Origin of the sequence: Pseudoalteromonas gelatinilytica, assembly GCF_001641615.1 — a bacterium.
In the GTDB taxonomy this organism is placed as follows: domain Bacteria; phylum Pseudomonadota; class Gammaproteobacteria; order Enterobacterales; family Alteromonadaceae; genus Pseudoalteromonas; species Pseudoalteromonas gelatinilytica.
In genome coordinates, this window is the sequence record NZ_LRRU01000009.1 from 35,734 (window position 1) to 57,310 (window position 21,577).

Sequence of the window (21,577 nt, forward strand, 5' to 3'; positions counted from 1 at the left end):
ACTCGAAACTCGAAACTCGAAACTCGAAACTCGAAACTCGAAACTCGAAACTCGAAACTCGAAACTCGAAACTCGAAACTCGAAACTCGAAACTCGAAACTCGTTGTTATAACCCTTTCTTCACCAAGTATCGATACGGTGCTTGTTCTACATCTTTAGCCACAAGTGTGTGATCCATAAAGGTACAAAAGCTTGGGATATCACGGGTGGTTGATGGGTCGTCGGCGATAATAAGTAAAGTTTCGCCATCTTTCATTTTACGTACTGCGCCACGCACCATCATCACAGGTTCTGGACAACGAAGGCCAAGTGCATCTAATTGGTGATCGGGATTATCAAAACTCATGGCTGACCTTTTGGATGAAAGAGACGATTAATAAGCGGCTATTTTAACTTTCTATTGCCGCCAGTTTCAATAAGCGAAAGCAAAGCAAATAAAAAAGGCGCACTGAGCAAATCAGTGCGCCTTTTTATCACCAAGATGTTTGGTGTGAGCTCGTTATTCTACGCGCTCAAATACAGTTGCAATACCTTGGCCTAAACCAATACACATAGTTGCTAGACCGTATTTAGCGTTCTTGTCTTCCATTAGGTGAACAAGCGTTGTGCTAATACGTGAACCAGAACAACCAAGTGGGTGACCAAGTGCAATTGCACCACCATTTAGGTTAACTTTTTCATCTACCACGTCCATCAGACCTAGGTCTTTTAACACAGGTAGAGATTGTGCTGCGAATGCTTCGTTAAGCTCTGCAACATCGATATCGTCAATAGTGATACCTGCTTGTTGAAGTGCTTTTTGCGATGCAGGAACAGGGCCGTAACCCATGATTGATGGATCGCAACCTGCAACAGCCATTGATTTAATACGCGCACGAATTGGTAAACCAAGTTCTTTTGCTTTTTCTTCGCTCATTACAAGCATTGCTGACGCGCCGTCAGAAAGTGCAGAAGAAGTACCTGCCGTTACGCTACCTGATGCTGGATTGAATACAGGGCGTAGTTGCGATAAACCTTCTACAGTTGTTTCTGGACGGATTACTTCATCGTCTTCAACTAAGATTAAAGAACCATCTGCATCATGACCTTCCATTGGCAGGATTTCACGACGGAAACGACCTTCAACAGTTGCCGCGTGTGCACGTTGATGTGAACGGTAAGCAAACTCGTCTTGTTGCTGGCGGCTAATGCCGTGCAGCGTTGCAAGGTACTCTGCAGTTAAACCCATTACGCCGGCAGCTTGTGCTACAGACGTTGATAAACCAGGGTGAAAATCATTACCGTGAGTCATAGGTACGTGACCCATGTGCTCAACACCACCAATGATATAGGTATCACCAGCGCCAGTCATAATAGCGCGTGCTGCATCGTGTAATGCCTGCATTGATGAGCCACATAAACGGTTAACCGTTACTGCTGGCACTGAATGCGGAATACCGGCGAGTAGTGCTGCGTTACGAGCAATGTTAAAACCTTGCTCTAAAGTCTGTTGTACACAGCCCCAGTAAATATCATCAATTGATGCTGGATCAACGGCTGGGTTACGGTCTAACAAACCTTTCATTAAGTGAGCACTTAAATCTTCCGCACGCTTGTTTTTGAATACGCCGTTCTTAGAACGACCCATTGGTGTGCGGATACAATCTACGATTACTGGATTATTCATGTTTCTTATCCTTCCACCTTATAGAATACACGGCCTTCTTCGGCCCACTTGCGAGTTTCATCAGATACTTGGTAAATCGCACCTAAGTGAGCGTACTTGTCTGCTGTTGCAACAAAGTTCGCTAAACCAGTTTGATCTAAGTAACGGAATGCACCGCCTCTAAATGGAGGGAAACCAATGCCGTAAATTAGCGCCATGTCAGCTTCTTGTGGAGACGCCACGATACCTTCTTGTAAACAAAGTAGTACTTCGTTGATCATAGGGATCATACAACGGTCAATGATTTCTTGTTTATCAAAATCTTTAGGTGCATCAGTGATGGCACTTAGTAACTCAGTTGCTGTAGCATCTTGTGCCTTTTTAAGGCGACCACGGCGGTCTGGTGCATATTGGTAGAAACCAGAACCATTTTTCTGACCAAAACGTTTTTCGTTTGCGAATACAGTAACAGGGTCTTTATCTTGACGAGCCATACGCTCAGGGAAACCATCGGCCATTACACCAGTACAGTGGTAAGCCGTATCGATACCTACAACATCAAGAAGGTAGGCAGGGCCCATAGGCCAACCAAATACATTTTCCATTACTTTATCAACTTTCGCGAAGTCAGCACCTTCAACAACAAGTTTGCTGAAGCCTGCAAAGTAAGGGAATAATACGCGGTTTACAAAGAAACCAGGGCAGTCGTTTACAACGATTGGTGATTTACCAAGTTTTAAAGCGTAATCAACAACCGCATTAATTGTTGCTTCTGATGTTTTTTCACCGCGAATGATTTCTACTAATGGCATTTTTGGCACTGGATTAAAAAAGTGCATACCACAGAAGTTTTCTGGTTTTTCAAGTGCAGATGCTAACTCGTCAATACGAATTGTTGAGGTATTTGAAGTTAGGATAGTGCCCGCTGGTAAGTCTTTTTCAAGACCTGCAAGAACGGCTTGCTTCACTTTAGGGTTTTCAACCACGGCTTCAACAACAATATCAGCACTTTGTAAGTCTGCATCGTTAAGCGTCGGTTTGATCTTGCCTAATGTAGCAACCATCTTTTCCATCGCCATATGGCCACGTTGTACTTTTTTACCAAGTAGCTTAGAAGCTTCGCCCATACCTAAATCAAGTGCATCTTGGTTGATGTCTTTCATGATAATAGGTGTGCCTTTATAAGCAGACTGATAAGCAATACCGCCGCCCATAATACCTGCACCTAATACAGCGGCTTGTTTAATTTCAAGTTCACTGTGCTTAGCTTGCTTCTTCGCTTTACCTTTAATGTATTGGTCAGCTAAGAAAATACCTGTTTGTGCTGCTGCTTCGCTTGTTGCTGCTAATTTAGCAAAGTTAGCGTTTTCAATCGCCATTGCTTCAGCGCGTTCACAATTTGCAGCTGCTTTAATTGTTCTTACTGCCATAACGGGTGCTGGGTAATGACCTTTTGTCTGACCCATTACCATACCTTCCGCCATCGCAAAGCTCATGCCTTGCTCAACACGGTTCATTTTCAGTGGCTGTAATTTTACTTGTCGTTTTGCTTGCCAATCTAGCTTGCCAGCAATTGCTTGTTCAAGTGTTGATATGCTTGACTCTAAAAGTTTGTCAGCACTAACTACCGCGTCAAATGCACCTACTTTTAAGGCATCCGCAGCACGGTTTTCTTTGCCAGTGGTGATCCACGTCATCGCATTATCAGCGCCAATCAGGCGCGGAAGGCGAACAGTGCCACCAAAACCAGGCATAATGCCTAATTTAACTTCAGGTAGGCCAATTTTAGCATCAGTACTACCAACGCGATAATCGGTAGCAAGTGCCCACTCACATCCACCACCAAGCGCCATGCCGTTTACAGCACTTAACGTTGGGAAAGGTAAATCTTCAATAGCGTCAAAAACGTCAGTTGCATTTTTGATCCATGCAACAAGTTCTTCTTGAGGTTTAGTGAATGTAGGTAAAAATTCGAAAATGTCGGCGCCGATAATGAAATGATCTTTATCGCTGGTGAACACCATGCCTTTGATATCTGAGTTTGTTGCCAATTCTTTTAATGCTAAAGCGCAATCTTGCAAGGTTTGCTGCGAAAGTTTGTTTACTGAACCGTCGGCACAGAACTTAAACTCGGCGATGTTGTCCTTGATGAAAGCAACTTCAAATGAATCGCTTTTATATAACATTATTATTCTCCCTAGTTAATTAACTAAGACTGGTACGATGAGTTTGCATTTCAATCAGTGTGCTTGCTTTAAAATGAAAATGCAACGAAAAATTTACTGCGCTTTATCGCGATTGGTTAAAATATAGCTGGTTTGGTGCTAAGGTGTAGGAGAAGTTTTTTGTTATTAATTCTTTAATTTTTGTTAAAGGTCATCATGAAAAAACAACTCTTTGGTTGGACAGCTGCCGCATTAATTTTTCCTTTTTTTGCAGCTGAAGCCAACGATAAACATGACGCTTTTTTAAAAGCAGAAAAAAAGGCGCGTTACGGTGATTATCAAGACATGAAAAATGCAATTAACGGGCTCGATCACCCGTTAAAGCCTTATGTCGAAAAGGCGTTTTGGCAACGTAATCCAAGCTTAAATCACCAAACAGAGATCGAAAACTTTCTCAATATTTATCAAAATACACCGCTTGAGTGGCCGGTGCGTAAAGCCTGGCTTGAATACTTGAAAAAGTACAACAAGAAAGCGGCTTATATTCGTAACTATCGCGAAACGAGCAACAACGAATTGACCTGTCCTTATTTAAGTTTTCAATTAGATTTAGGGGCACCTGAAAAAGCCATCATGAACCAAGTTAGTGATTTGTGGGTGGTAGGAAAATCACAACCTAAAGAGTGCGATAAGTTGTTTTCACTCTGGAAGAAGAAGGGTTACCAAACGCAAGATCGTATTTGGCAACGTATTAGCTTAGCGGCAGAGGGCGGCACATCAAGCTTAATTCCTTATTTAAAAACGTTATTGCCTCAAAGCGAGCAATATTTAGCTGACTTATATTTAACAGTTCGCAAAGACCCAAGTGCAGCAGCCGGGCTTTATCGTTATAAGAAAAAGTCGGCTAAAGAGGGGCAAATTGCCCTTTATGGTGTGAAGCGTTTAGTGTGGCGAGATAATGACCTTGCATTACGTGCATGGGAAAAGCTCGAAACCATGTTTAATTACACAGACGAGCAAAAAGCAGATGTTTATTATAGTTTTGCGTTGTCGCTTGCATCTAATGGTCATCAACAAGCGCGTTTTTGGCTGAATAAAGTGCCTAAAGACCGTCAAACGAGCAAGCTAATGCAGTGGCAGTTAGCAAATATGCTTGAAAGACAAGATTGGTCAGGCATTGTGGCGTTTTTTACTGGTAAAGAAAATCTCAGCCTTGGTCAGCAATATTGGTTAGCGTATAGCTTAAACCAGCGCGGTGAAGTAGAGCGCGCGCGTGCTATTTGGCAAACAGTGGCAAAAGAGCGTGATTATTATGGCTTTTTAGCTTCAGCACGATTAGGTATTCCGGTTAGTTTAAACAATAAAGATATCAGCATTAGCAATCAATTAAAGTTAGAAGTAGCCAATGCTCCAGGCTTTAAACGTGCTCGTGCTTTATATGAACTTGAGCGTTTTACCTCAGCGCGCCGTGAATGGAATTACCTAACAGACACCTCAACTAAAGAGGAAAAGCTCGCAGCCTCAATTTTAGCGGCTGATCTTGATTGGTACGACAGCACTATCTACACCTTAGCGCAGATAAAAGAGTGGGATTATGTCGACTTACGCTTCCCATTTGCGTTTAAAGATGTGTTTGCCACGTATAGTAGTCGCAGCCATATTGATGTTGCATGGAGCATCGCTATTTCGCGTAGAGAAAGTTCTTTTGCACCTGATGCTCGCTCTCATGCTAATGCGCATGGTTTAATGCAGCTACTACCAAGCACAGCCAAATATATGAATAAGAGTACGGTAACACGTAAGCAGCTGTATCAGCCACGTACTAATATTCGACTTGGTACCGAGTATCTACAGTATTTGAAAAAGAAAAATCATGGCAATGAGATCCTGGCTACAGCCTCATATAATGCAGGTTATCATCGTATTAAACGCTGGTTACCTGAACAGCCAATGCCTGCCGAGCTGTGGATCGAATTAATTCCTTTCACAGAAACACGTAACTACGTTAAAAACGTGTTTGCTTACAGACAGGTATACCATACTCGACTCGGTCGCGACGGCAATGTTCTAGCGCCAATTCTTGATATGTCGATGGGTGGTTAAGCTTCATTGTATGCACTATCCCCTCAGTTGGGGGATGGTACAGGACTATGATAGACTGCTAACAAGTTAAATTTACTAAAGATGGGTTTACTATGGATAAATTAGCGGTGTTATACGCCGAACATATTGCAACCTTGCAACAACGTACTCGCACAATTACAGAGCGCGAAGGTTTAGAAGGGTTAGTAATTCACTCAGGTCAGGCTAAGCGTCAGTTTTTAGATGACATGTATTATCCGTTTAAAGTGAATCCGCAATTTAAAGCGTGGTTACCAGTGATCGACAACCCTCATTGTTGGATTGTGGTTGATGGTGTATCTAAACCTAAGCTTATTTTTTATCGTCCAGTGGATTTTTGGCATAAAGTGCCTGATGAGCCGCGTGATTTTTGGGCTGAGTATTTTGATATTGAATTATTAGTACAGCCAGATCAGGTCGAAAAATTACTTCCTTATGACAAAGCAAATTACGCCTACATTGGTGAGTATTTAGAAGTAGCGCAAGCGCTGGGCTTTAGCATTATGAACCCAGAACCTGTTATGAACTACTTGCATTTTCACCGTGCTTATAAAACACAGTATGAGCTTGAATGTTTACGCCAAGCAAACCGTATTGCGGTAGAGGGCCATAAAGCAGCACGTGACACATTTTTTGCTGGTGGCTCAGAGTTTGATATTCAACAAGCTTATCTTATGGCTACCCGTCAAAGCGAAAACGAGATGCCTTACGGCAATATCGTTGCGCTCAATGAAAACTGTGCAATTTTACACTACACTCATTTTGAGCCAAAAGCGCCGCAAACACATCGCTCTTTCTTGATTGATGCTGGTGCAAACTTTAACGGCTATGCTGCTGATATTACACGTACTTATGACTTCAAAAAGTCGGGCGAATTTAGCGATCTAATTAAGGTCATGACTGAGCATCAAATTGCTTTAGGAAAAGCATTAAAGCCTGGCTTGTTATATGGTGAATTACATTTAGATTGCCACCAACGTGTAGCGCAAGTGCTTAGCGACTTTAATATTGTGAAATTACCAGCCGCTGAAATTGTTGAACGTGGTATTAGTTCAACCTTCTTCCCGCATGGTCTTGGCCATCACTTAGGTTTACAAGTTCATGATATGGGTGGTTTTATGGCTGATGATAAAGGTACTCATCAGGCGCCACCTGAAGGCCATCCGTTCCTTCGCTGTACGCGTTTAATCGAAAAGAACCAAGTATTTACTATTGAACCTGGTTTATACTTCATCGACTCGTTATTAGGCGACCTTGCGCAAACAGACAACAAACAGTTCATTAACTGGGAAAAGGTTGAAGCGCTTAAGCCATTTGGCGGTATCCGTATTGAAGATAACATCATCGTTCATGAAGATAGCCTAGAAAACATGACCCGTGATCTACACTTAGATTAATGGTGAAGGTTAGTGAATATCGGGGCCAATAGGCCCCATTTTTTTAGATAAGCAATTATGTCTGAATACCAATACCCGGCTGAACCGGTTTTTTACCAAGAAGAAATTAAAAAAAGCACGTTTATTGTGCATATTGCCCACACGCCAGATCTAACCTCGGCGAAAGCCTTTATCAAAGAAATCCAAGAGAAATACAGTGATGCTCGTCATAATTGCTGGGCTCATGTTGCAGGAAACCCTGGTGGTAGTCATGTGTATGGTTTTTCTGATGATGGTGAACCCAATGGCACAGCAGGTAAACCCATGCTTAATGTATTAACAGGCTCTGGTATTGGTGAAATAACAGCGGTGGTAACTCGTTATTTTGGCGGTATTAAACTCGGCACTGGTGGGCTTGTGCGGGCTTACGGCGGTAGTTTAAATAATGCCATGCGTGAGCTTAAAACCATTACCAAGGTACCGAGTGTTGAACTGGTAGGTCAAAGTGATTACAGCGCACAGGGTGCAATTGAACAATTATTAAAAAGCCAGTATCAAGTGCTTAATATCGATAAACAGTTTGCAGAGAATATTGCCTGGAAAATTGAGATCGATAGTCGACAAGCCGAGCAAGCTATTCATGATGTTCATGAATTGACTCACGGTGCAGTGAGCCTAAAAGTCAGAAAAGTTTGAAATGTAAAAATAATACATTCCGTTTACTTACAATTAAGCCTGTAAGACAATAAACTGTATTAGCTAAACAATTAATAAGAAAGCGATACGCCTAGATGCAATTTCGTACCATAATAAAAATTCTCGGCCAGCTGGTGGCGTTATTTAGTATCACTATGGTGCCTCCGGCGCTGGTGTCTTTGATCTACAAAGACGGTGGTGGTGTGCCATTCGTTCTCGCTTTTATCTTTAGTGTTGTGATTGGTTTAGCGGCTTATTATCCAAACCGTCATGAGCATGGTGACCTTAAAGCCCGAGAAGGCTTCTTGATTGTGGTCTTGTTCTGGCTGGTACTAGGCACCTTCGCTGCGGTGCCTTTAGTGTTCTTACAAGAGCCTAATCTTTCCTTAGCTGACTCCGTATTTGAGGCCTTTTCAGGGCTTACAACGACAGGGGCTACCGTACTTACGGGCATAGAATATCTACCTAAATCAGTGCTTTTTTATCGCCAGCAATTGCAATGGTTAGGCGGTATGGGGATCATCGTACTCGCGGTCGCGGTACTGCCCATGCTAGGGGTCGGTGGTATGCAGCTATACCGTGCAGAAACGCCTGGTCCGGTTAAAGACTCGAAAATGACGCCGCGTATTGCCGATACCGCAAAGCACCTTTGGTATATCTATGTATCACTTACGATAGCTTGTACGCTTGCGTACTGGGCTGCAGGGATGGATTGGTTTGATGCAATCTGTCATTCATTCTCAACAATTGCGATTGGTGGCTTTTCTACTTACGACGCATCAATGGGGCAGTTTGATAGCCCATTAATTAACTTTATCTGTGTCGTGTTCTTATTAATTGCTGCTATTAACTTTTCGCTTCACTATGCTGCGGTATCGTCGCGCAGTCTTCGTGTTTATTTACGCGACCCTGAATTTAAAGTGTTTTTATTGATTCAATTAGCATTGGTCATTGTTTGTTTTACTGTACTGTCTTCAAATAATATATATGCCGATGGTGATGAGACTCTCGACCAAGCTATGTTCCAAGCGGTATCAATGAGTACCACTGCGGGCTTTGCGACTGACAACTTCTCAGCATGGCCACTGTTCCTACCTATTTTACTTATTTTTTCAAGCTTTATTGGCGGCTGTGCCGGCTCTACCGGTGGTGGTATGAAGGTTGTACGGGTGTTCTTACTTTACTTGCAAGGTATTCGTGAGCTTAATCGTCTTGTGCACCCGAGGGCTATTTACTCAATTAAATTAGGCCGAAAAGCACTCCCAGATAAAGTTGTAGAAGCCGTTTGGGGCTTCTTCTCGGCGTATGCTTTGGTGTTTGTCATTATCATGTTGGCGCTGATGGGCACCGGTATGGATAACATCAGTGCATTCTCGGCAACGGCAGCATGTTTAAATAATTTAGGTCCAGGTTTAGGTGAAGTCGCTGCTCATTACGGGGCGATTTCTGATACGGCAAAATGGCTACTTACTATTGCGATGGTATTTGGTCGTTTAGAAATATTCACCTTATTAGTGTTGTTTACGCCAACCTTCTGGCGAGGCTAACCATAGCAAGGTGATTATCTAGAAGTGGAGGCATTACTGTGCCAAAAACTCAAAAACAACGTAATCTTGAGAAGCTCACCTGTATCCCTGCAGGTAGCTTGGTGGATGTTGAAATTACCACACCAACCGACAGTAAACGCGTAAAAACAGAATTCATAGGATTGATGAATGATCAGTACATCATAATCAATTATCCATCCACAAAGCGTTTAGCGAATGGCAGTGATTTCATCAAAGATGGGGTGATGGTTGTTATACGGGCTGTACTTGAAGCGGGCGGTGGGCAAGTGATTGCTTTTCGTCAGCAAATAAACGCCTTGGCATCGCATCCGCATCGCTTAATATTTCTCGACTTTCCTCAGCAAGTACAGCTGTTTAGTTTGCGTAGTGAAGCGCGTATTCCTACGTTATTCCCGGCAAATTTAGTGATTGCAGAGCAAAAACTGGCTGGGCTAATTAAAGATATTTCACTCACAGGGGTTCAGTTTGATATTAATAGCAATGAGGATTTAAGCGCTTTGAAAGGGCAAAGTGGCCAAATCACACTGAGCAAACGAGAGTTTAATGGCACAGTATGCAGCGTACGCAAAAGAGCGGGTGGTTTTATGCTCGGTGTGCAGCTTGATACCAGTGAAGATGAAATGAAAGCGTTTATGAAAGAGCACCTAATTGACCTTTCAGTATTGGATAGCTAATGCCAATTCGCCATTTTGCAACAAAATGGCTATTTTCCTCGATTTAAACCTATAGATATCAAAATTAATTTATAAGAAAACCAAAATAACCAATTAAATCAATATCTTATTTGTTAAATTAATTTCGATTTTTTTCTTTAAGTTTTGTTGTTCAGATAGAGTTTATTTTCAAATTCCTAATTTCTCTGTTTTTTAATCCAAATAAATCACTATTGTCTCCATTTTATACTTCATAAGTCATTGATTTTAAAAGAAGCGTAAAACCAACCATTGAGCTTGTTGCAAAACAGCAACAAATAAATCGGGCTATTTTCCTGAAAATATCGATTCTTCAACTCAACTATGTGATTTTGTTGTTATTTTTAACTTTGGCATCGAAGTTGAAATAGTCTTAGCGAACACAGAGAAAAACTGATTCAGGAACATATCCTTTATCACAGTTGAGACAACATTGAAGGAATAGTGATTATGAAAACGTTACACAAAACTTTAGCACTTGTAGCTCTTGCAACTTCATCTGCAGCGTTTGCCGCTGACTTTGACACATTGGATGTTAATGGCGATGGCGCAATCAGCAAAAGCGAAGCATCAGTAAGCGAAACGTTAATGAGCCAATTCAAAGAGCTTGATACAGACGGCAACGGTGAGCTGTCTAAACAAGAGTACTCAAAAGCTTAATTTCATTGTAAGGACACACTGAAAAGGACTTCTAACTCAAGACAACACACTTTGAAGGAATGACATTATGAACACAGTAAATAAAACACTAGCACTTATGGCCCTAGTATCTTCATCAGCAGCATTTGCGATGAGTGATTTCGATACCTTAGATGTTGATGGCAATGGTGTTATCAGCCAAAGCGAAGCATCGGTAGATGCAGAGCTTATGAGCAAATTCAGTGAATTAGACACTGACGGTAACGGTGAGTTATCGAAACAAGAATTTTCAAAAGCTTAATGTGATTAAGCAAAACCAGTTTATTTAGCTGATTAGTTCTGAGCTGCCAAAGACAGCCTAAATGGATAAGGGAATCCATGACAAAGGACAACATTGGAAGTGTGATCAGCTAACACTCTTAAAATTGAAGGAATATGATTATGAAAACAGTAAATAAAACATTAGCTTTAATCGCACTTGCATCTTCTTCAGCAGCTTTTGCCGCAACTGATTTTGACACCTTAGACGTAGACGGTAACGGCGTGGTTAGCAAAAGTGAAGCAGCCGTTGACGCAAAAATTATGTCGCAGTTTAAAACATTAGACGTGAATGGTGACGGCGTCCTTACTGAAGCAGAGTTTTCTGAAGCCGAATAACTGAGTTAGTACGTAGTTATACCAATTTCCACTAAACAGGGATCTCAGAAACGGATTTCACTCTTTTCAAATTTTGAGGTAGTTATTATGAAACAGTTAAGCACAACAATTGCAATTTTAGCACTAGCAACATCATCAGCATCCTTTGCACAAGGCGTAAGCTTTGCAACGTTCGATACCGACGGTGATGGTGTGATCAGTAAAGAAGAAGCGTCTGCAAATATGCAGCTTGAAAAGTTATTTCCAGAGCTAGATAGCGATGGTAATGGCGAACTTTCAAAAGAAGAATTCGCTCAAATTCAATAGAATCTTTTAGAAAAGTTAGGTACTTTCACTTCAAGAGTCGTAAAGCAGCTGTCATGGCTGCTTTTTTCGTTTACAAGAAGATAGCACTTACTTGGAATAGTTTTTCTACAACCGTAATATGCTTTTTATCAATCAAGAACATGATGACATGGTCACCCGACTGAATAATGGTATCGTCATGGGCAATCAGTACATCATCGTTACGCACAATTGCACCAATGGTTGTTCCAGCTGGTAGCTTAATATCAGCAATAGCTCGGCCAACAACTTTAGAAGTATGCTCATCACCGTGAGCGACAGCCTCAATGGCTTCTGCTGCGCCCTTACGTAATGAATAAACGTTAACAATGTCACCACGACGTACGTGTGTTAGCAGCGCCGAGATAGTGGCTTGCTGAGGTGAAATAGCAATATCAATTTCACCGCCTTGTACTAGGTCAACATAAGCGCCACGCTGAATAAGCACCATGGTTTTTTGTGCGCCCATACGCTTTGCCAGCATCGCAGACATAATGTTTGCTTCATCGTCGTTAGTCACTGCGATGAATACATCCACTTGTTCAATATGTTCTTCAGATAACAGCTCTTGATCTGAGGCATCGCCACAAAACACAACCGTGTTATCAAGCATTTCAGAGAGCTGTGCTGCGCGCTCTTTATTGCGCTCAAGCAGCTTAACGCTGTGGTTTTTCTCAAGTGAACGCGCAAGGCCTGCACCGATATTACCACCACCCGCAATCATGATCTTTTTGTATGAACGTTCGAGCTTTTGCAGCTCATTCATGACTGCTCGAATATGCTTTGTTGCAGCGATAAAGAACACTTCATCGTCCGCTTCGATAACGGTTGTGCCAAGCGGTTTAATCGCTTTACCTTGACGATAAATAGCCGCTACCCGGGTTTCGACATTCGGGATGTGCTCTTTCAAGGCTGAAAGCGCATAACCCACCAGCAAACCACCGTAATAGGCTTTCACCGCAACCAGCGATAACATACCATCGGCAAATTGTAATACCTGTAAAGCACCCGGATAGTCGATTAAGCGACGAATATACTTAGTTACCAGCGCTTCTGGAGCTATGTAGTGGTCAACAGGTAAGTCATCGTTATGAAATAACTTTTCACGGTACTTTAAGTATTGTTCTGAGCGAATACGGGCAATTTTAGTTGGCGTGTTAAAAATACTATAAGCTACTTGGCAAGCAACCATGTTCACTTCATCTGAACTGGTTACGGCAATAATCATATCGGCGTCTTCTGCGCCTGCGCGACGCAATACATCTGGATGCGCACTGTGGCCAGTAACACCTTGTAAGTCGTACTTATCTTGTAGCTCTCGCAAACGGTTACCGTCGATATCGACAACGGTGATCTCATTTTGCTCACCTACGAGGTTTTCTGCCAGTGTGCCACCAACTTGTCCGGCACCGAGTATGATTATTTTCATAGCTTGTTCTTATTAGTGTTTTTTAACTAGCTTTGCATAATAGAAACCGTCACTTTCACCAGGTAGTAATTGCAGACCAGGTAACGTAGGGGTGTCGTTTTCATGCAAAGGTATGTGTTCAGCACTTGGATTATTGGCAAGAAACTTGGCAACTTGTTGCTGGTTCTCTTGCGGTAATACAGAGCAGGTCGCATAAACTAACGTACCACCTGGCTTAAGTAGAGGCCAGATGCTATTTAGGATATCGCCTTGTAAATTAGCCAGATCTTCAATATCAGATGCACGACGTAACCATTTAATGTCAGGGTGACGACGGATCACGCCAGTAGCTGAACAAGGCACATCAAGCAAGATACGGTCGAATTGCTGCTCATCCCACCAGATATGAGGTTGTGAAGCATCGGCACATTGTAAATCGGCAGCTAAACCAATACGCACTAAGTTTTGTTTAACACGTTCTAGGCGCTCGCTGTCGCTATCAAGTGCTAATACGTCGGCATCGGCAAGCTCTAGGATATGGCACGTTTTACCACCTGGCGCTGCACACGCATCTAAAATGACATCATCATTTTGAGGATCTAAAAAGCGTGCTGCTAATTGTGCCGCTGCATCTTGAACTGAGCAGGCACCGGTATCAAATTCTGGTAATGCGTATACATCACACGGTTTAGCTAGTTTAATACCATCAGGAAAATCAGCATTAAGGGTATGCTCAATATCATTTGCTTTAAGCATTTCGCTGTATTCTTGGGTGCTGTATTGCGCTTGGTTTACACGTAACCACATAGGTGCTTGTAGCTGATTCGCTTCAAGAATTTCTTGCCAGTTACCAGGATAAGCTGCAGTAATTTGTTTGATAAACCAACCTGGGTGGTTAAATTTGCAAACAGGAATTTGCTTTGCTTTTTCTTCAAGCTCAGCTTGTTCACGTTGGAAACTGCGTAAAATCGCGTTGATCAGGCCTTTTAAACCCAGTGCACGCATTTGCTGAAGCGCATTAACTGTTTCGCTGATTGCTGCATGAGGCGGTACACGCATATGCTGAAGTTGGTAAATACCCACATACAATAAAAACTGGAAAATACGGCGTTTGCCTTTTAGTGGTTGATCTAAAAGTTGCTGGCAATAATTTTCTAGGCTAGGTAAATAGCGCAGCACACCGTAGCAAATTTGTTGTAGTAAGGCTTTATCTTTCGGCGATAATCCTTGGCTTGCAAAAGGCAGCTCTTGATTCAACGACGCGCCTTTATCGACCACGTTGTAAAGGGTTTCAGCAGCAAGTGCTCTTACATTACTCATTGCTTTGACCTAATACTGAGCCAGGTTCAACCCAATCACTGCGACCATTTAAAAAGTCACTCACTGCCATTGGTTTTTTACCTTGTGGTTGAAGAAGGGTGATTTTAAGTGCATCTTGCCCACAGCCAACGGTAATACCTTGCTTATCAGCAGCAATGATTTTACCGGCTTGTGCAGTTTGCGATACAACCTCTGCTTGCCAAATTTTTACCGTTTGTCCTGCCATTTCAGTAAAGCAAACAGGCCATGGATTAAAAGCGCGGATATTACGCTCAATTTGCGCAGCATCCATTGACCAATCAATGTTTGCTTCGTCTTTTGATAGCTTTTTAGCGTAATTTGCCAGTGCATCATCTTGCTTTTCTGGGGTGATTTCACCTGCAGCAAGACGATTGATAGTATTGATCAGTGCATCAGGACCCAATGCAGCTAGCTTATCGTATAAAGAGCTACTGGTTTCTGTGCTATCAATCGGGCAACGGCTGATATGCAGCATATCGCCGGTATCTAAACCTTCATCCATTTGCATTATTGTTACACCGGTCTCATTGTCACCAGCCCAAATAGCACGTTGGATCGGTGCAGCACCACGCCAGCGCGGTAAAATTGAGCCATGCACGTTTAAGCAGCCTAAGCGCGGTGCATCTAAAATTGCTTTTGGTAACAGTAAGCCGTACGCCACCACAATCATAATATCGGCGTTCAAGCTGGTAAGCTCTGCAAGTGCGTCATCTGATTTTAGTGATTGCGGTTGATAAACTGGTAAGTCATGAGCAAGTGCAAGTTCTTTAACTTCACTGGCTTTTAGCTTTTTACCGCGGCCCGCTGGGCGGTCTGGTTGGCTATATACACCAACAACGTCGTGCTCTGAGTCAATCAGTGCTTGTAAATGGCGCGCAGCGAAGTCCGGCGTACCAGCAAAAATAATGCGTAATGGTTGTGTCACAGATATTCCTATTGATTAACTAATTATTTAGCAGCCAGCTTTGCTTCTTTCTCAAGCTTTTTACGGATACGTTGGCGCTTTAAAGGCGATAGATAATCAATAAATAGGGTGCCTTTAAGGTGATCAAGCTCATGCTGAATACAAATTGCTAATAGCTCGTCAGCGTCTAGGCTGAATTCTTCACCATTTTCATTAAGCGCTTTAACCGTGACAGTTTCTGCGCGGTCAACTTTTGCGTATGAGTAAGGAACAGATAAACAGCCTTCTTCACTCACCGTTGAGCCATCTTTTTTGGTGATTTCTGGGTTGATTAATACTAACGGTTGGTCGCGCTCTTCAGATACGTCGATCACCACAATTCGCTGGTGGATATCTACTTGCGTCGCTGCTAAGCCGATACCGTTTTCGTCATACATAGTTTCAAGCATGTCTTTGACGATTTGACGAACGTCATCGTTTACTTCTGGTACTTCTTTCGCGATTGTACGTAAACGCTCATCCGGAAATCTTAAAACTTCTAACCTAGCCATAGTTACCTTTTACACTTGTGATTCATTTAGGGTATTGTATGCTCTTATTTTAGCCATTCGTGTTCACCTTTAACAGGTTTTGGTCGATAATAATCTAAAAACAACTCAAGGAAGCCAAATGAGATACCCACTAGTTGCGGCTTTGTTAGCCATTAGCAGTGCTTTTCCGGTAGCTGCTGATGTTTTAACAATAAAAAAAGATGCACCAAAACAATACGTTGTCAAAAAAGGCGACACGCTTTGGGATATCTCGGGCGTATATCTTGACGAACCTTGGCAATGGCCTGATTTGTGGCAGATGAACCCACAAATTGCGAATCCGCATTTAATATACCCGGGTGATGCGCTCACTTTAATTTACGATAAAGACGGAAATCCTCGTTTAGTTAAAAATGCGCGTTATAAAAAACTCTCTCCTGAAGGGCGAATTACACCAAAAGGTAAGCAGGCTGTGCCGACGTTGCCTTTGGAATTGTTACGTCCATATTTGAGTTATGAACAAGCGATTAGCGCCGATATTATTGCAGAAAAGCCGTATATTCTCGGTGCCAGTGTTAATACCAAAATGAATACTATGGGTCATACGCTTTACGTTAAAGGTGATTTAACACTTAACGAGGCTTATGGCGTGTACCGTAAAGGAAACGACCTTGTCGATCCAAATACCAATGAAGTACTGGCGAATAAAGCTGAATTAGTAGCGATTGTTCGTTCATTTAGAAGCGGTGATGTGGCAAATGGCGTGCCTGCCTCAGTGAAAGTTGAGCTGGTAAAACAAGAAATTAAGCCGCATGACTTTTTAATGCCTGCGATGGAAGGGCAAATGTTGCCAGCCTATTTCACTATGAAACGCCCTGAAACGGCTTTAGATGGCACTATTATCGCGTCAGCTAATGAAATGCGTGAATTTAGTACCATGGATATTGTTGTACTAAACTTAGGTTCAGACCAAGTGAAACCGGGTTTTGTACTCGATATTCAGCGTCAATCACCTGAAGTGTATGACGGCCGAAATGGTCCTCGTTATCGCGAAGATTCTAACAGTCTTGAGAAGTTTATGACTGATGCAAATGATGTGTTAGGAATTGAAAGCGATGAAGACAGTAATGTATGGCACATGCCAAAGGAAAAAGTCGGTGAGTTAATGGTGTTTAAGGTATATGACAACGTTAGCTATGCATTGATTGTGAAGAATCAGCACCCGATCCGAGTTGGAGATTATGCAGTTATAAACTAACTCACAATTTGGGCGCTCTAAGGAGGGAGCATGACACAAGTTTCAGGCAAGCTATCCCATTGGCTTGCCTTTTATTTATGTAAAGGGCTTGGGATAAAGAGCCTTATTGCATTAAGTCAAAAACAGCCACTGGACGAGCTATTTAAGCTATCTAGTATAGAGCTTCAGCAGCTGGGCTTATCACAAAGCCAAGCCGACAACTTAGTTAATACCGACTGGCAATTAGTCGCCCACTACCAAAAGCAGATAGCAAGACTTAAAATCAAAGTTATTAGTTATTTTGATAGCAACTATCCGCCCTTACTTAAGCAAATAGCCAGCGCACCTATTTTATTGTTTTGTTTAGGTAACACAGAGCTATTACTGTCACCACAAATAGCAATTGTCGGTAGTCGTAATGCCACTCCTACAGGTCTTGAAATAGCCGCTGAATTTGCTCATCAATTATCTGTTGTAGGCATGACAGTCACATCGGGTATGGCTATGGGAATTGATGGCGCAGCCCATAAAGGCGCATTAGCCGGATCAGGCAAGACCATTGCCGTACTAGGTACGGGTATCGATATTGCTTATCCCAAACGCCATAGTTTGCTCATTAAACAAGTTGCAGAGCGGGGCTTATTGGTTTCAGAGTTCTTGCCTGGCACCGCTGCTAATGCCGCTAATTTTCCGCGCCGAAACCGTATTATCTCTGGATTATCATTAGGTGTGTTGATTGTCGAAGCGCAAATTAAAAGCGGTTCTTTGGTTACCGTACGCTATGCACTTGAGCAAAATAAAGACGTGTTTGCTGTGCCGGGTTCGATAAAAAGCTCACTTTCAGAGGCAAGTCATTTTTTAATTAAGCAAGGCGCTAAATTGACAGAAAATATTAGTGATATTCTTGATGAAGTGAGCTTTTTCTGTGAAAACAGTCTATATAGTATAGAACAGCCTATAGCAGATGAACCCGACTGCCCAGTGTTCAAAAGTATAGGGTATGAGGTAACAAGTGTTGACCAAATTACACAGCGCAGCCAATTACCTGTAGACGAAGTACAAGCTCGGTTACTCGACCTAGAGCTCGCAGATAAAATCGAACGAGTACTAGATGGTTATATAAGACTTGGAGGACATAAACATGTTTGACATCCTCATGTATCTTTTTGAAAACTATATCCATAGTGAAGCTGAAATCTTTACTGAAGAGAACGAACTTACCGATGAGTTAGTTCGTGCTGGCTTCAATAAACCTGAAATCTACAAAGCCCTTGATTGGCTAGAGCAACTTGCTGACTTACAACAAAGCGATATCTACCCGTACCTTAATGCCCAACCACAACATGCCATGCGTATTTACACTGATAGTGAATGCCAAATGTTAAGTGTAGAGTGTCGCGGCTTTTTAATGTTTATCGAGCAAATTGGTGTGATTAACACTGTAACCCGCGAAATGGTGATAGATAGACTTTGCGCTCTTGATAAACCATTTATTTCTTTGGAAGATCTAAAGTGGGTGGTGCTTATGGTGTTATTTAATGTACCCGGGTCAGAGCAAGCTTACGCACAAATGGAAGACTTAATATTTGACGAGCCAGCCGATGTATTACATTAATTCGACTTTGCTTGTATCTTTGTTGAGTTTGGGTATATTAGGCGAAAATTAGCCAACCCCACAGGAATCTTATGAGTAAAATCGACCATTCTCTTTTTTCTGCAGATAAACATGCACTCGAAAAAGAGTATGAGGTTTGCCCTAAATGCGGTTCTGAATTGGTTATGCGCAACTCAAAGTCAGGGCCGTTTTTAGGCTGTGCCAGTTACCCTAAGTGTGATTACATCCGCCCATTAGCTCATCATGATAGCCAACAAATAAAGGTGCTCGAAGACAGTGCCTGCCCAGAGTGTGGCAAGCCATTGGTAATTAAAAATGGCCGCTACGGCATGTTTATTGGGTGTACTGGCTATCCCGAGTGCCACTATATTGCACATGATGAAGAACCTGACGATGCCCCCCAATTACCTGCTTGCCCGAAATGCAAAAAAGGCCAGCTGGTTGCGCGTAGTAATAAGTTTGGCAAAACCTTTTATTCTTGTGATGGCTATCCGCGCTGTAAATATACGCTTAATCATAAACCTGTGGCGACCGAGTGTCCTGCCTGTCAGTGGCCAATTATGACCGAAAAGAAAACTGCCTCAGGTGTTGTGTTACAATGCCCGCAGAAGTCGTGTATGCATAAGTTAGTCGAATCTTAATGCACTTGTAATTTGTTTATTTAGGAGAGTTTCTTTGTCTGATCCTGTTGCACAACCAGCCAATGCAATTGACGCTTTGCAGCAAGGCGGTGTGATTGTTTACCCAACCGAAGCTGTTTTTGGTCTTGGTTGCGATCCTGATAACCAAGCTGCGGTTGAAAAGCTTTTAGCCATCAAACAACGCCCTGTAGAAAAAGGCTTAATTTTAATTGCTGACAATTATGGCCAGTTATTAAAGTATGTAGATGATGCCAAAATCCCCATGGATAAACGTGCTGATATCTTCTCACAATGGCCAGGTGCTATCACTTGGGTGATGCCAGCAGCAAAAGAAACGCCAAAGTGGTTAACGGGTCAGTTTGATACTATTGCTGTGCGTGTAACTGATCACCCAACAGTAAAAGCCCTGTGTCAGCAATTTGGTAAACCGTTGGTTTCAACAAGTGCAAACTTAACCGGTCAAGAAACGGTAATGACTATCGCTCAAGCAAAAAGCGAATTTGCTGATACGGTAGATTTTTATGTTGATGAGCCGCTGGGTGGCAACAGTCAACCAAGTGTGATCAAAGACGCTGCGACCGGCAAAGTATTTAGAGGATAAACATGCAAAGCGAGCTACTCGAACAAGTTAAAGCCTATTTAATGGCCTTACAAGATACAATTTGTCAGGGCCTTGAAAGTGCCGATGGCAAAGCAAAATTTGTTGAAGATAATTGGCAACGTGCAGAAGGCGGTGGTGGACGTACGCGTGTTATCCAAGGTGGTAATGTCATCGAACAGGGTGGGGTAAATTACTCGCATGTATTTGGCGCTTCAATGCCAGCATCTGCAACAGCGCACCGCCCTGAGCTCGCAGGTCGTAGTTTTCATGCATGTGGTGTGTCATTAGTGATCCATCCGAATAATCCACATATTCCAACGAGTCACGCCAATGTGCGTTTCTTCATTGCCGAAAAAGAAGGTGAAGAGCCAATTTGGTGGTTTGGCGGTGGTTTTGATTTAACACCTTACTACCCTGTTTTTGAAGATGTACAACATTGGCATCAAGTGGCAAGCGATCTGTGTCAGCCATTTGGTGTAGCGGTATACGACAAATATAAAAACTGGTGTGATGAATACTTTTATTTAAAACACCGTGGTGAAACGCGTGGTGTTGGTGGCTTATTCTTTGATGATTTAAATGAGCTCGGCTTTGAACAAAGCTTTGCCTTTATGCAGGCGGTAGGAAATGGCTATTTAGATGCTTACCTTCCTATTATTGAGCGCCGTAAAGACACGCCGACAACCGAACAGCAACGCGATTTCCAACTGTATCGTCGTGGTCGTTATGTTGAGTTTAATCTTGTTTGGGACCGTGGCACATTATTTGGCTTACAAACCGGCGGACGTACTGAGTCAATTTTAATGTCGATGCCACCATTAGCACGTTGGGAGTATAACTATGTACCTGCTGCAGATAGCCCAGAAGCTAAGCTGTATCAGTACTATTTACGTCCGCAAGATTGGTTAAACAGCAAAGAATCAGATTTAGTTGCACGCCAGTGGCAGCTTTAATCAAGTATTGAAACCACTCTAATCAACATTGTGTTGTCACCCTCAACGAGGGTGGCGACACTGTCACTGTTAGGCAGCTCTGCCAAGACACTAAATAGCACTTCTGCTTTTAATATCTCTAACTTATCAGATGGTGTATCAATGGGGGCACTAACCTGAGTTAAGCATTGACTAATATCACAGGCATAGAAATCAAGTTTCACCTCAAAATATTCAGGGTGCTGAATAAGCTTATCAAAACCATCAACAATGCTTTGTTCATGTTTATCGCTCTGCGAGGTTTTATCTTGACTGATAAGAGATTGAGCAATCTGTTGAATATCATCCTGATAAATATATTGATCAATCGTGCTTAGTTGATCAGCAGTATCATTCACGCTGTACTGATAGGTAAATAGTAACGCCGCAATAATTCCAATGCAGACTAAAAGAGTTGTTATAAATTTCATTTAAACATCCTTATT

Annotated in this window: 23 protein-coding genes; 15 read left to right on the forward strand and 8 right to left on the reverse strand. The window is 42.4% G+C overall.

The window, feature by feature from the left end; all coding sequences use genetic code 11:
* Nucleotides 1–106: 106 nt before the first annotated feature.
* The 3 genes from tusA to fadB form a co-directional block, all read right to left on the reverse strand.
* Entirely contained in the window at nucleotides 107–346 is a 240-nt protein-coding gene (tusA, locus tag NH153_RS04440) for a sulfurtransferase TusA (protein ID WP_054554785.1), read from the reverse strand.
* Nucleotides 347–499: 153 nt separating this feature from the next.
* A complete protein-coding gene (gene fadA / locus NH153_RS04445) occupies nucleotides 500–1,666 on the reverse strand; it encodes an acetyl-CoA C-acyltransferase FadA (RefSeq protein ID WP_063701448.1) in 1,167 nt (388 codons plus the stop codon).
* Between the two features lie 5 nt (nucleotides 1,667–1,671).
* A complete protein-coding gene (gene fadB, locus NH153_RS04450; RefSeq protein WP_063701450.1) occupies nucleotides 1,672–3,831 on the reverse strand; it encodes a fatty acid oxidation complex subunit alpha FadB in 2,160 nt (719 codons plus the stop codon).
* A gap of 195 nt (nucleotides 3,832–4,026) precedes the next feature.
* Here fadB and NH153_RS04455 point away from each other — a divergent pair, with 195 nt between their 5' ends.
* From NH153_RS04455 to NH153_RS04495, 9 genes are all read left to right on the forward strand, one after another.
* Nucleotides 4,027–5,913: a transglycosylase SLT domain-containing protein gene (locus tag NH153_RS04455; RefSeq protein ID WP_063701452.1), complete on the forward strand. Its 1,887-nt coding sequence runs from the start codon at nucleotides 4,027–4,029 to the stop codon at nucleotides 5,911–5,913.
* Between the two features lie 92 nt (nucleotides 5,914–6,005).
* Nucleotides 6,006–7,328, forward strand: a complete 1,323-nt coding sequence (gene pepQ, locus NH153_RS04460) for a Xaa-Pro dipeptidase (RefSeq protein WP_063701454.1) — start codon at nucleotides 6,006–6,008, stop codon at nucleotides 7,326–7,328.
* Between the two features lie 57 nt (nucleotides 7,329–7,385).
* A complete protein-coding gene (locus NH153_RS04465) occupies nucleotides 7,386–8,003 on the forward strand; it encodes a YigZ family protein (protein ID WP_063701456.1) in 618 nt (205 codons plus the stop codon).
* Between the two features lie 95 nt (nucleotides 8,004–8,098).
* Nucleotides 8,099–9,550 (forward strand): TrkH family potassium uptake protein, encoded by a 1,452-nt coding sequence (locus tag NH153_RS04470; RefSeq protein WP_063701458.1) that lies wholly within the window; start codon nucleotides 8,099–8,101, stop codon nucleotides 9,548–9,550.
* 38 nt (nucleotides 9,551–9,588) lie between these two features.
* On the forward strand, nucleotides 9,589–10,245 hold the full coding sequence (locus NH153_RS04475) for a flagellar brake domain-containing protein (protein ID WP_063701460.1): 657 nt from the start codon (nucleotides 9,589–9,591) through the stop codon (nucleotides 10,243–10,245).
* Nucleotides 10,246–10,713: 468 nt separating this feature from the next.
* Complete coding sequence (locus NH153_RS04480) at nucleotides 10,714–10,923, forward strand: EF-hand domain-containing protein (protein ID WP_054563772.1); 210 nt, start codon at nucleotides 10,714–10,716, stop codon at nucleotides 10,921–10,923.
* Nucleotides 10,924–10,990: 67 nt separating this feature from the next.
* Entirely contained in the window at nucleotides 10,991–11,203 is a 213-nt protein-coding gene (locus NH153_RS04485) for an EF-hand domain-containing protein (RefSeq protein WP_054554776.1), read from the forward strand.
* Between the two features lie 140 nt (nucleotides 11,204–11,343).
* Nucleotides 11,344–11,559 carry an EF-hand domain-containing protein gene (locus NH153_RS04490; RefSeq protein ID WP_055022185.1) on the forward strand — a complete coding sequence of 72 codons (216 nt, stop codon included), beginning with the start codon at nucleotides 11,344–11,346 and terminating at the stop codon, nucleotides 11,557–11,559.
* An 87-nt stretch (nucleotides 11,560–11,646) separates the two neighbouring features.
* Nucleotides 11,647–11,865, forward strand: a complete 219-nt coding sequence (locus NH153_RS04495; protein WP_063701462.1) for an EF-hand domain-containing protein — start codon at nucleotides 11,647–11,649, stop codon at nucleotides 11,863–11,865.
* A 70-nt stretch (nucleotides 11,866–11,935) separates the two neighbouring features.
* Here NH153_RS04495 and trkA read toward each other — a convergent pair whose 3' ends face one another.
* The 4 genes from trkA to def are packed head-to-tail and all read right to left on the reverse strand — an operon-like array spanning nucleotide 11,936 to nucleotide 16,087.
* Nucleotides 11,936–13,312, reverse strand: coding sequence for a Trk system potassium transporter TrkA (trkA, locus tag NH153_RS04500; RefSeq protein ID WP_063701464.1), 1,377 nt, complete (start codon nucleotides 13,310–13,312; stop codon nucleotides 11,936–11,938).
* Nucleotides 13,313–13,324: 12 nt separating this feature from the next.
* A complete protein-coding gene (rsmB, locus tag NH153_RS04505; protein WP_063701466.1) occupies nucleotides 13,325–14,611 on the reverse strand; it encodes a 16S rRNA (cytosine(967)-C(5))-methyltransferase RsmB in 1,287 nt (428 codons plus the stop codon).
* Nucleotides 14,604–15,557: a methionyl-tRNA formyltransferase gene (fmt, locus tag NH153_RS04510; protein ID WP_063701468.1), complete on the reverse strand. Its 954-nt coding sequence runs from the start codon at nucleotides 15,555–15,557 to the stop codon at nucleotides 14,604–14,606. Before fmt ends, rsmB begins: the two co-directional genes overlap by 8 nt.
* A 23-nt stretch (nucleotides 15,558–15,580) precedes the next feature.
* A complete protein-coding gene (gene def, locus NH153_RS04515) occupies nucleotides 15,581–16,087 on the reverse strand; it encodes a peptide deformylase (protein WP_063701470.1) in 507 nt (168 codons plus the stop codon).
* A 118-nt stretch (nucleotides 16,088–16,205) separates the two neighbouring features.
* Here def and NH153_RS04520 point away from each other — a divergent pair, with 118 nt between their 5' ends.
* The 6 genes from NH153_RS04520 (at nucleotide 16,206) to hemF (ending at nucleotide 21,113) form a co-directional block, all read left to right on the forward strand.
* A complete protein-coding gene (locus NH153_RS04520; protein ID WP_063701472.1) occupies nucleotides 16,206–17,324 on the forward strand; it encodes a LysM peptidoglycan-binding domain-containing protein in 1,119 nt (372 codons plus the stop codon).
* Between the two features lie 30 nt (nucleotides 17,325–17,354).
* Nucleotides 17,355–18,452 carry a DNA-processing protein DprA gene (gene dprA / locus NH153_RS04525; RefSeq protein ID WP_063701473.1) on the forward strand — a complete coding sequence of 366 codons (1,098 nt, stop codon included), beginning with the start codon at nucleotides 17,355–17,357 and terminating at the stop codon, nucleotides 18,450–18,452.
* On the forward strand, nucleotides 18,445–18,918 hold the full coding sequence (locus NH153_RS04530) for a DUF494 family protein (protein ID WP_054563780.1): 474 nt from the start codon (nucleotides 18,445–18,447) through the stop codon (nucleotides 18,916–18,918). The genes dprA and NH153_RS04530 overlap by 8 nt, the downstream gene beginning before the upstream one ends.
* 71 nt (nucleotides 18,919–18,989) lie before the next feature.
* Nucleotides 18,990–19,559, forward strand: a complete 570-nt coding sequence (locus tag NH153_RS04535; protein ID WP_063701474.1) for a DNA topoisomerase family protein — start codon at nucleotides 18,990–18,992, stop codon at nucleotides 19,557–19,559.
* Nucleotides 19,560–19,593: 34 nt separating this feature from the next.
* The gene (gene tsaC, locus NH153_RS04540) at nucleotides 19,594–20,160 is read left to right on the forward strand and encodes an L-threonylcarbamoyladenylate synthase type 1 TsaC (protein ID WP_062564610.1); all 567 of its coding nucleotides are present in this window, start codon (nucleotides 19,594–19,596) and stop codon (nucleotides 20,158–20,160) included.
* 2 nt (nucleotides 20,161–20,162) lie between these two features.
* Nucleotides 20,163–21,113 carry an oxygen-dependent coproporphyrinogen oxidase gene (gene hemF / locus NH153_RS04545; protein WP_063701475.1) on the forward strand — a complete coding sequence of 317 codons (951 nt, stop codon included), beginning with the start codon at nucleotides 20,163–20,165 and terminating at the stop codon, nucleotides 21,111–21,113.
* Here hemF and NH153_RS04550 read toward each other — a convergent pair.
* A complete protein-coding gene (locus NH153_RS04550) occupies nucleotides 21,110–21,562 on the reverse strand; it encodes a hypothetical protein (protein ID WP_063701476.1) in 453 nt (150 codons plus the stop codon). The genes hemF and NH153_RS04550 overlap by 4 nt on opposite strands.
* Nucleotides 21,563–21,577: the final 15 nt, after the last annotated feature.

What these genes read in the sequence shown, in the direction of transcription:
- pepQ (WP_063701454.1), top strand. Translation starts at nt 6,006, where the DNA reads ATGGATAAATTAGCGGTGTTATACGCCGAACATATTGCAACCTTGCAA.
- NH153_RS04485 (WP_054554776.1), top strand. Translation starts at nt 10,991, where the DNA reads ATGAACACAGTAAATAAAACACTAGCACTTATGGCCCTAGTATCTTCA.
- NH153_RS04535 (WP_063701474.1), top strand. Translation starts at nt 18,990, where the DNA reads ATGAGTAAAATCGACCATTCTCTTTTTTCTGCAGATAAACATGCACTC.
- NH153_RS04455 (WP_063701452.1), top strand. Translation starts at nt 4,027, where the DNA reads ATGAAAAAACAACTCTTTGGTTGGACAGCTGCCGCATTAATTTTTCCT.
- hemF (WP_063701475.1), top strand. Translation starts at nt 20,163, where the DNA reads ATGCAAAGCGAGCTACTCGAACAAGTTAAAGCCTATTTAATGGCCTTA.
- fadA (WP_063701448.1), bottom strand. Translation starts at nt 1,666, where the DNA reads ATGAATAATCCAGTAATCGTAGATTGTATCCGCACACCAATGGGTCGT.
- NH153_RS04490 (WP_055022185.1), top strand. Translation starts at nt 11,344, where the DNA reads ATGAAAACAGTAAATAAAACATTAGCTTTAATCGCACTTGCATCTTCT.
- NH153_RS04530 (WP_054563780.1), top strand. Translation starts at nt 18,445, where the DNA reads ATGTTTGACATCCTCATGTATCTTTTTGAAAACTATATCCATAGTGAA.
- rsmB (WP_063701466.1), bottom strand. Translation starts at nt 14,611, where the DNA reads ATGAGTAATGTAAGAGCACTTGCTGCTGAAACCCTTTACAACGTGGTC.
- NH153_RS04495 (WP_063701462.1), top strand. Translation starts at nt 11,647, where the DNA reads ATGAAACAGTTAAGCACAACAATTGCAATTTTAGCACTAGCAACATCA.
- dprA (WP_063701473.1), top strand. Translation starts at nt 17,355, where the DNA reads ATGACACAAGTTTCAGGCAAGCTATCCCATTGGCTTGCCTTTTATTTA.
- NH153_RS04480 (WP_054563772.1), top strand. Translation starts at nt 10,714, where the DNA reads ATGAAAACGTTACACAAAACTTTAGCACTTGTAGCTCTTGCAACTTCA.
- trkA (WP_063701464.1), bottom strand. Translation starts at nt 13,312, where the DNA reads ATGAAAATAATCATACTCGGTGCCGGACAAGTTGGTGGCACACTGGCA.
- fadB (WP_063701450.1), bottom strand. Translation starts at nt 3,831, where the DNA reads ATGTTATATAAAAGCGATTCATTTGAAGTTGCTTTCATCAAGGACAAC.
- NH153_RS04520 (WP_063701472.1), top strand. Translation starts at nt 16,206, where the DNA reads ATGAGATACCCACTAGTTGCGGCTTTGTTAGCCATTAGCAGTGCTTTT.
- NH153_RS04550 (WP_063701476.1), bottom strand. Translation starts at nt 21,562, where the DNA reads ATGAAATTTATAACAACTCTTTTAGTCTGCATTGGAATTATTGCGGCG.
- NH153_RS04465 (WP_063701456.1), top strand. Translation starts at nt 7,386, where the DNA reads ATGTCTGAATACCAATACCCGGCTGAACCGGTTTTTTACCAAGAAGAA.
- def (WP_063701470.1), bottom strand. Translation starts at nt 16,087, where the DNA reads ATGGCTAGGTTAGAAGTTTTAAGATTTCCGGATGAGCGTTTACGTACA.
- tusA (WP_054554785.1), bottom strand. Translation starts at nt 346, where the DNA reads ATGAGTTTTGATAATCCCGATCACCAATTAGATGCACTTGGCCTTCGT.
- NH153_RS04470 (WP_063701458.1), top strand. Translation starts at nt 8,099, where the DNA reads ATGCAATTTCGTACCATAATAAAAATTCTCGGCCAGCTGGTGGCGTTA.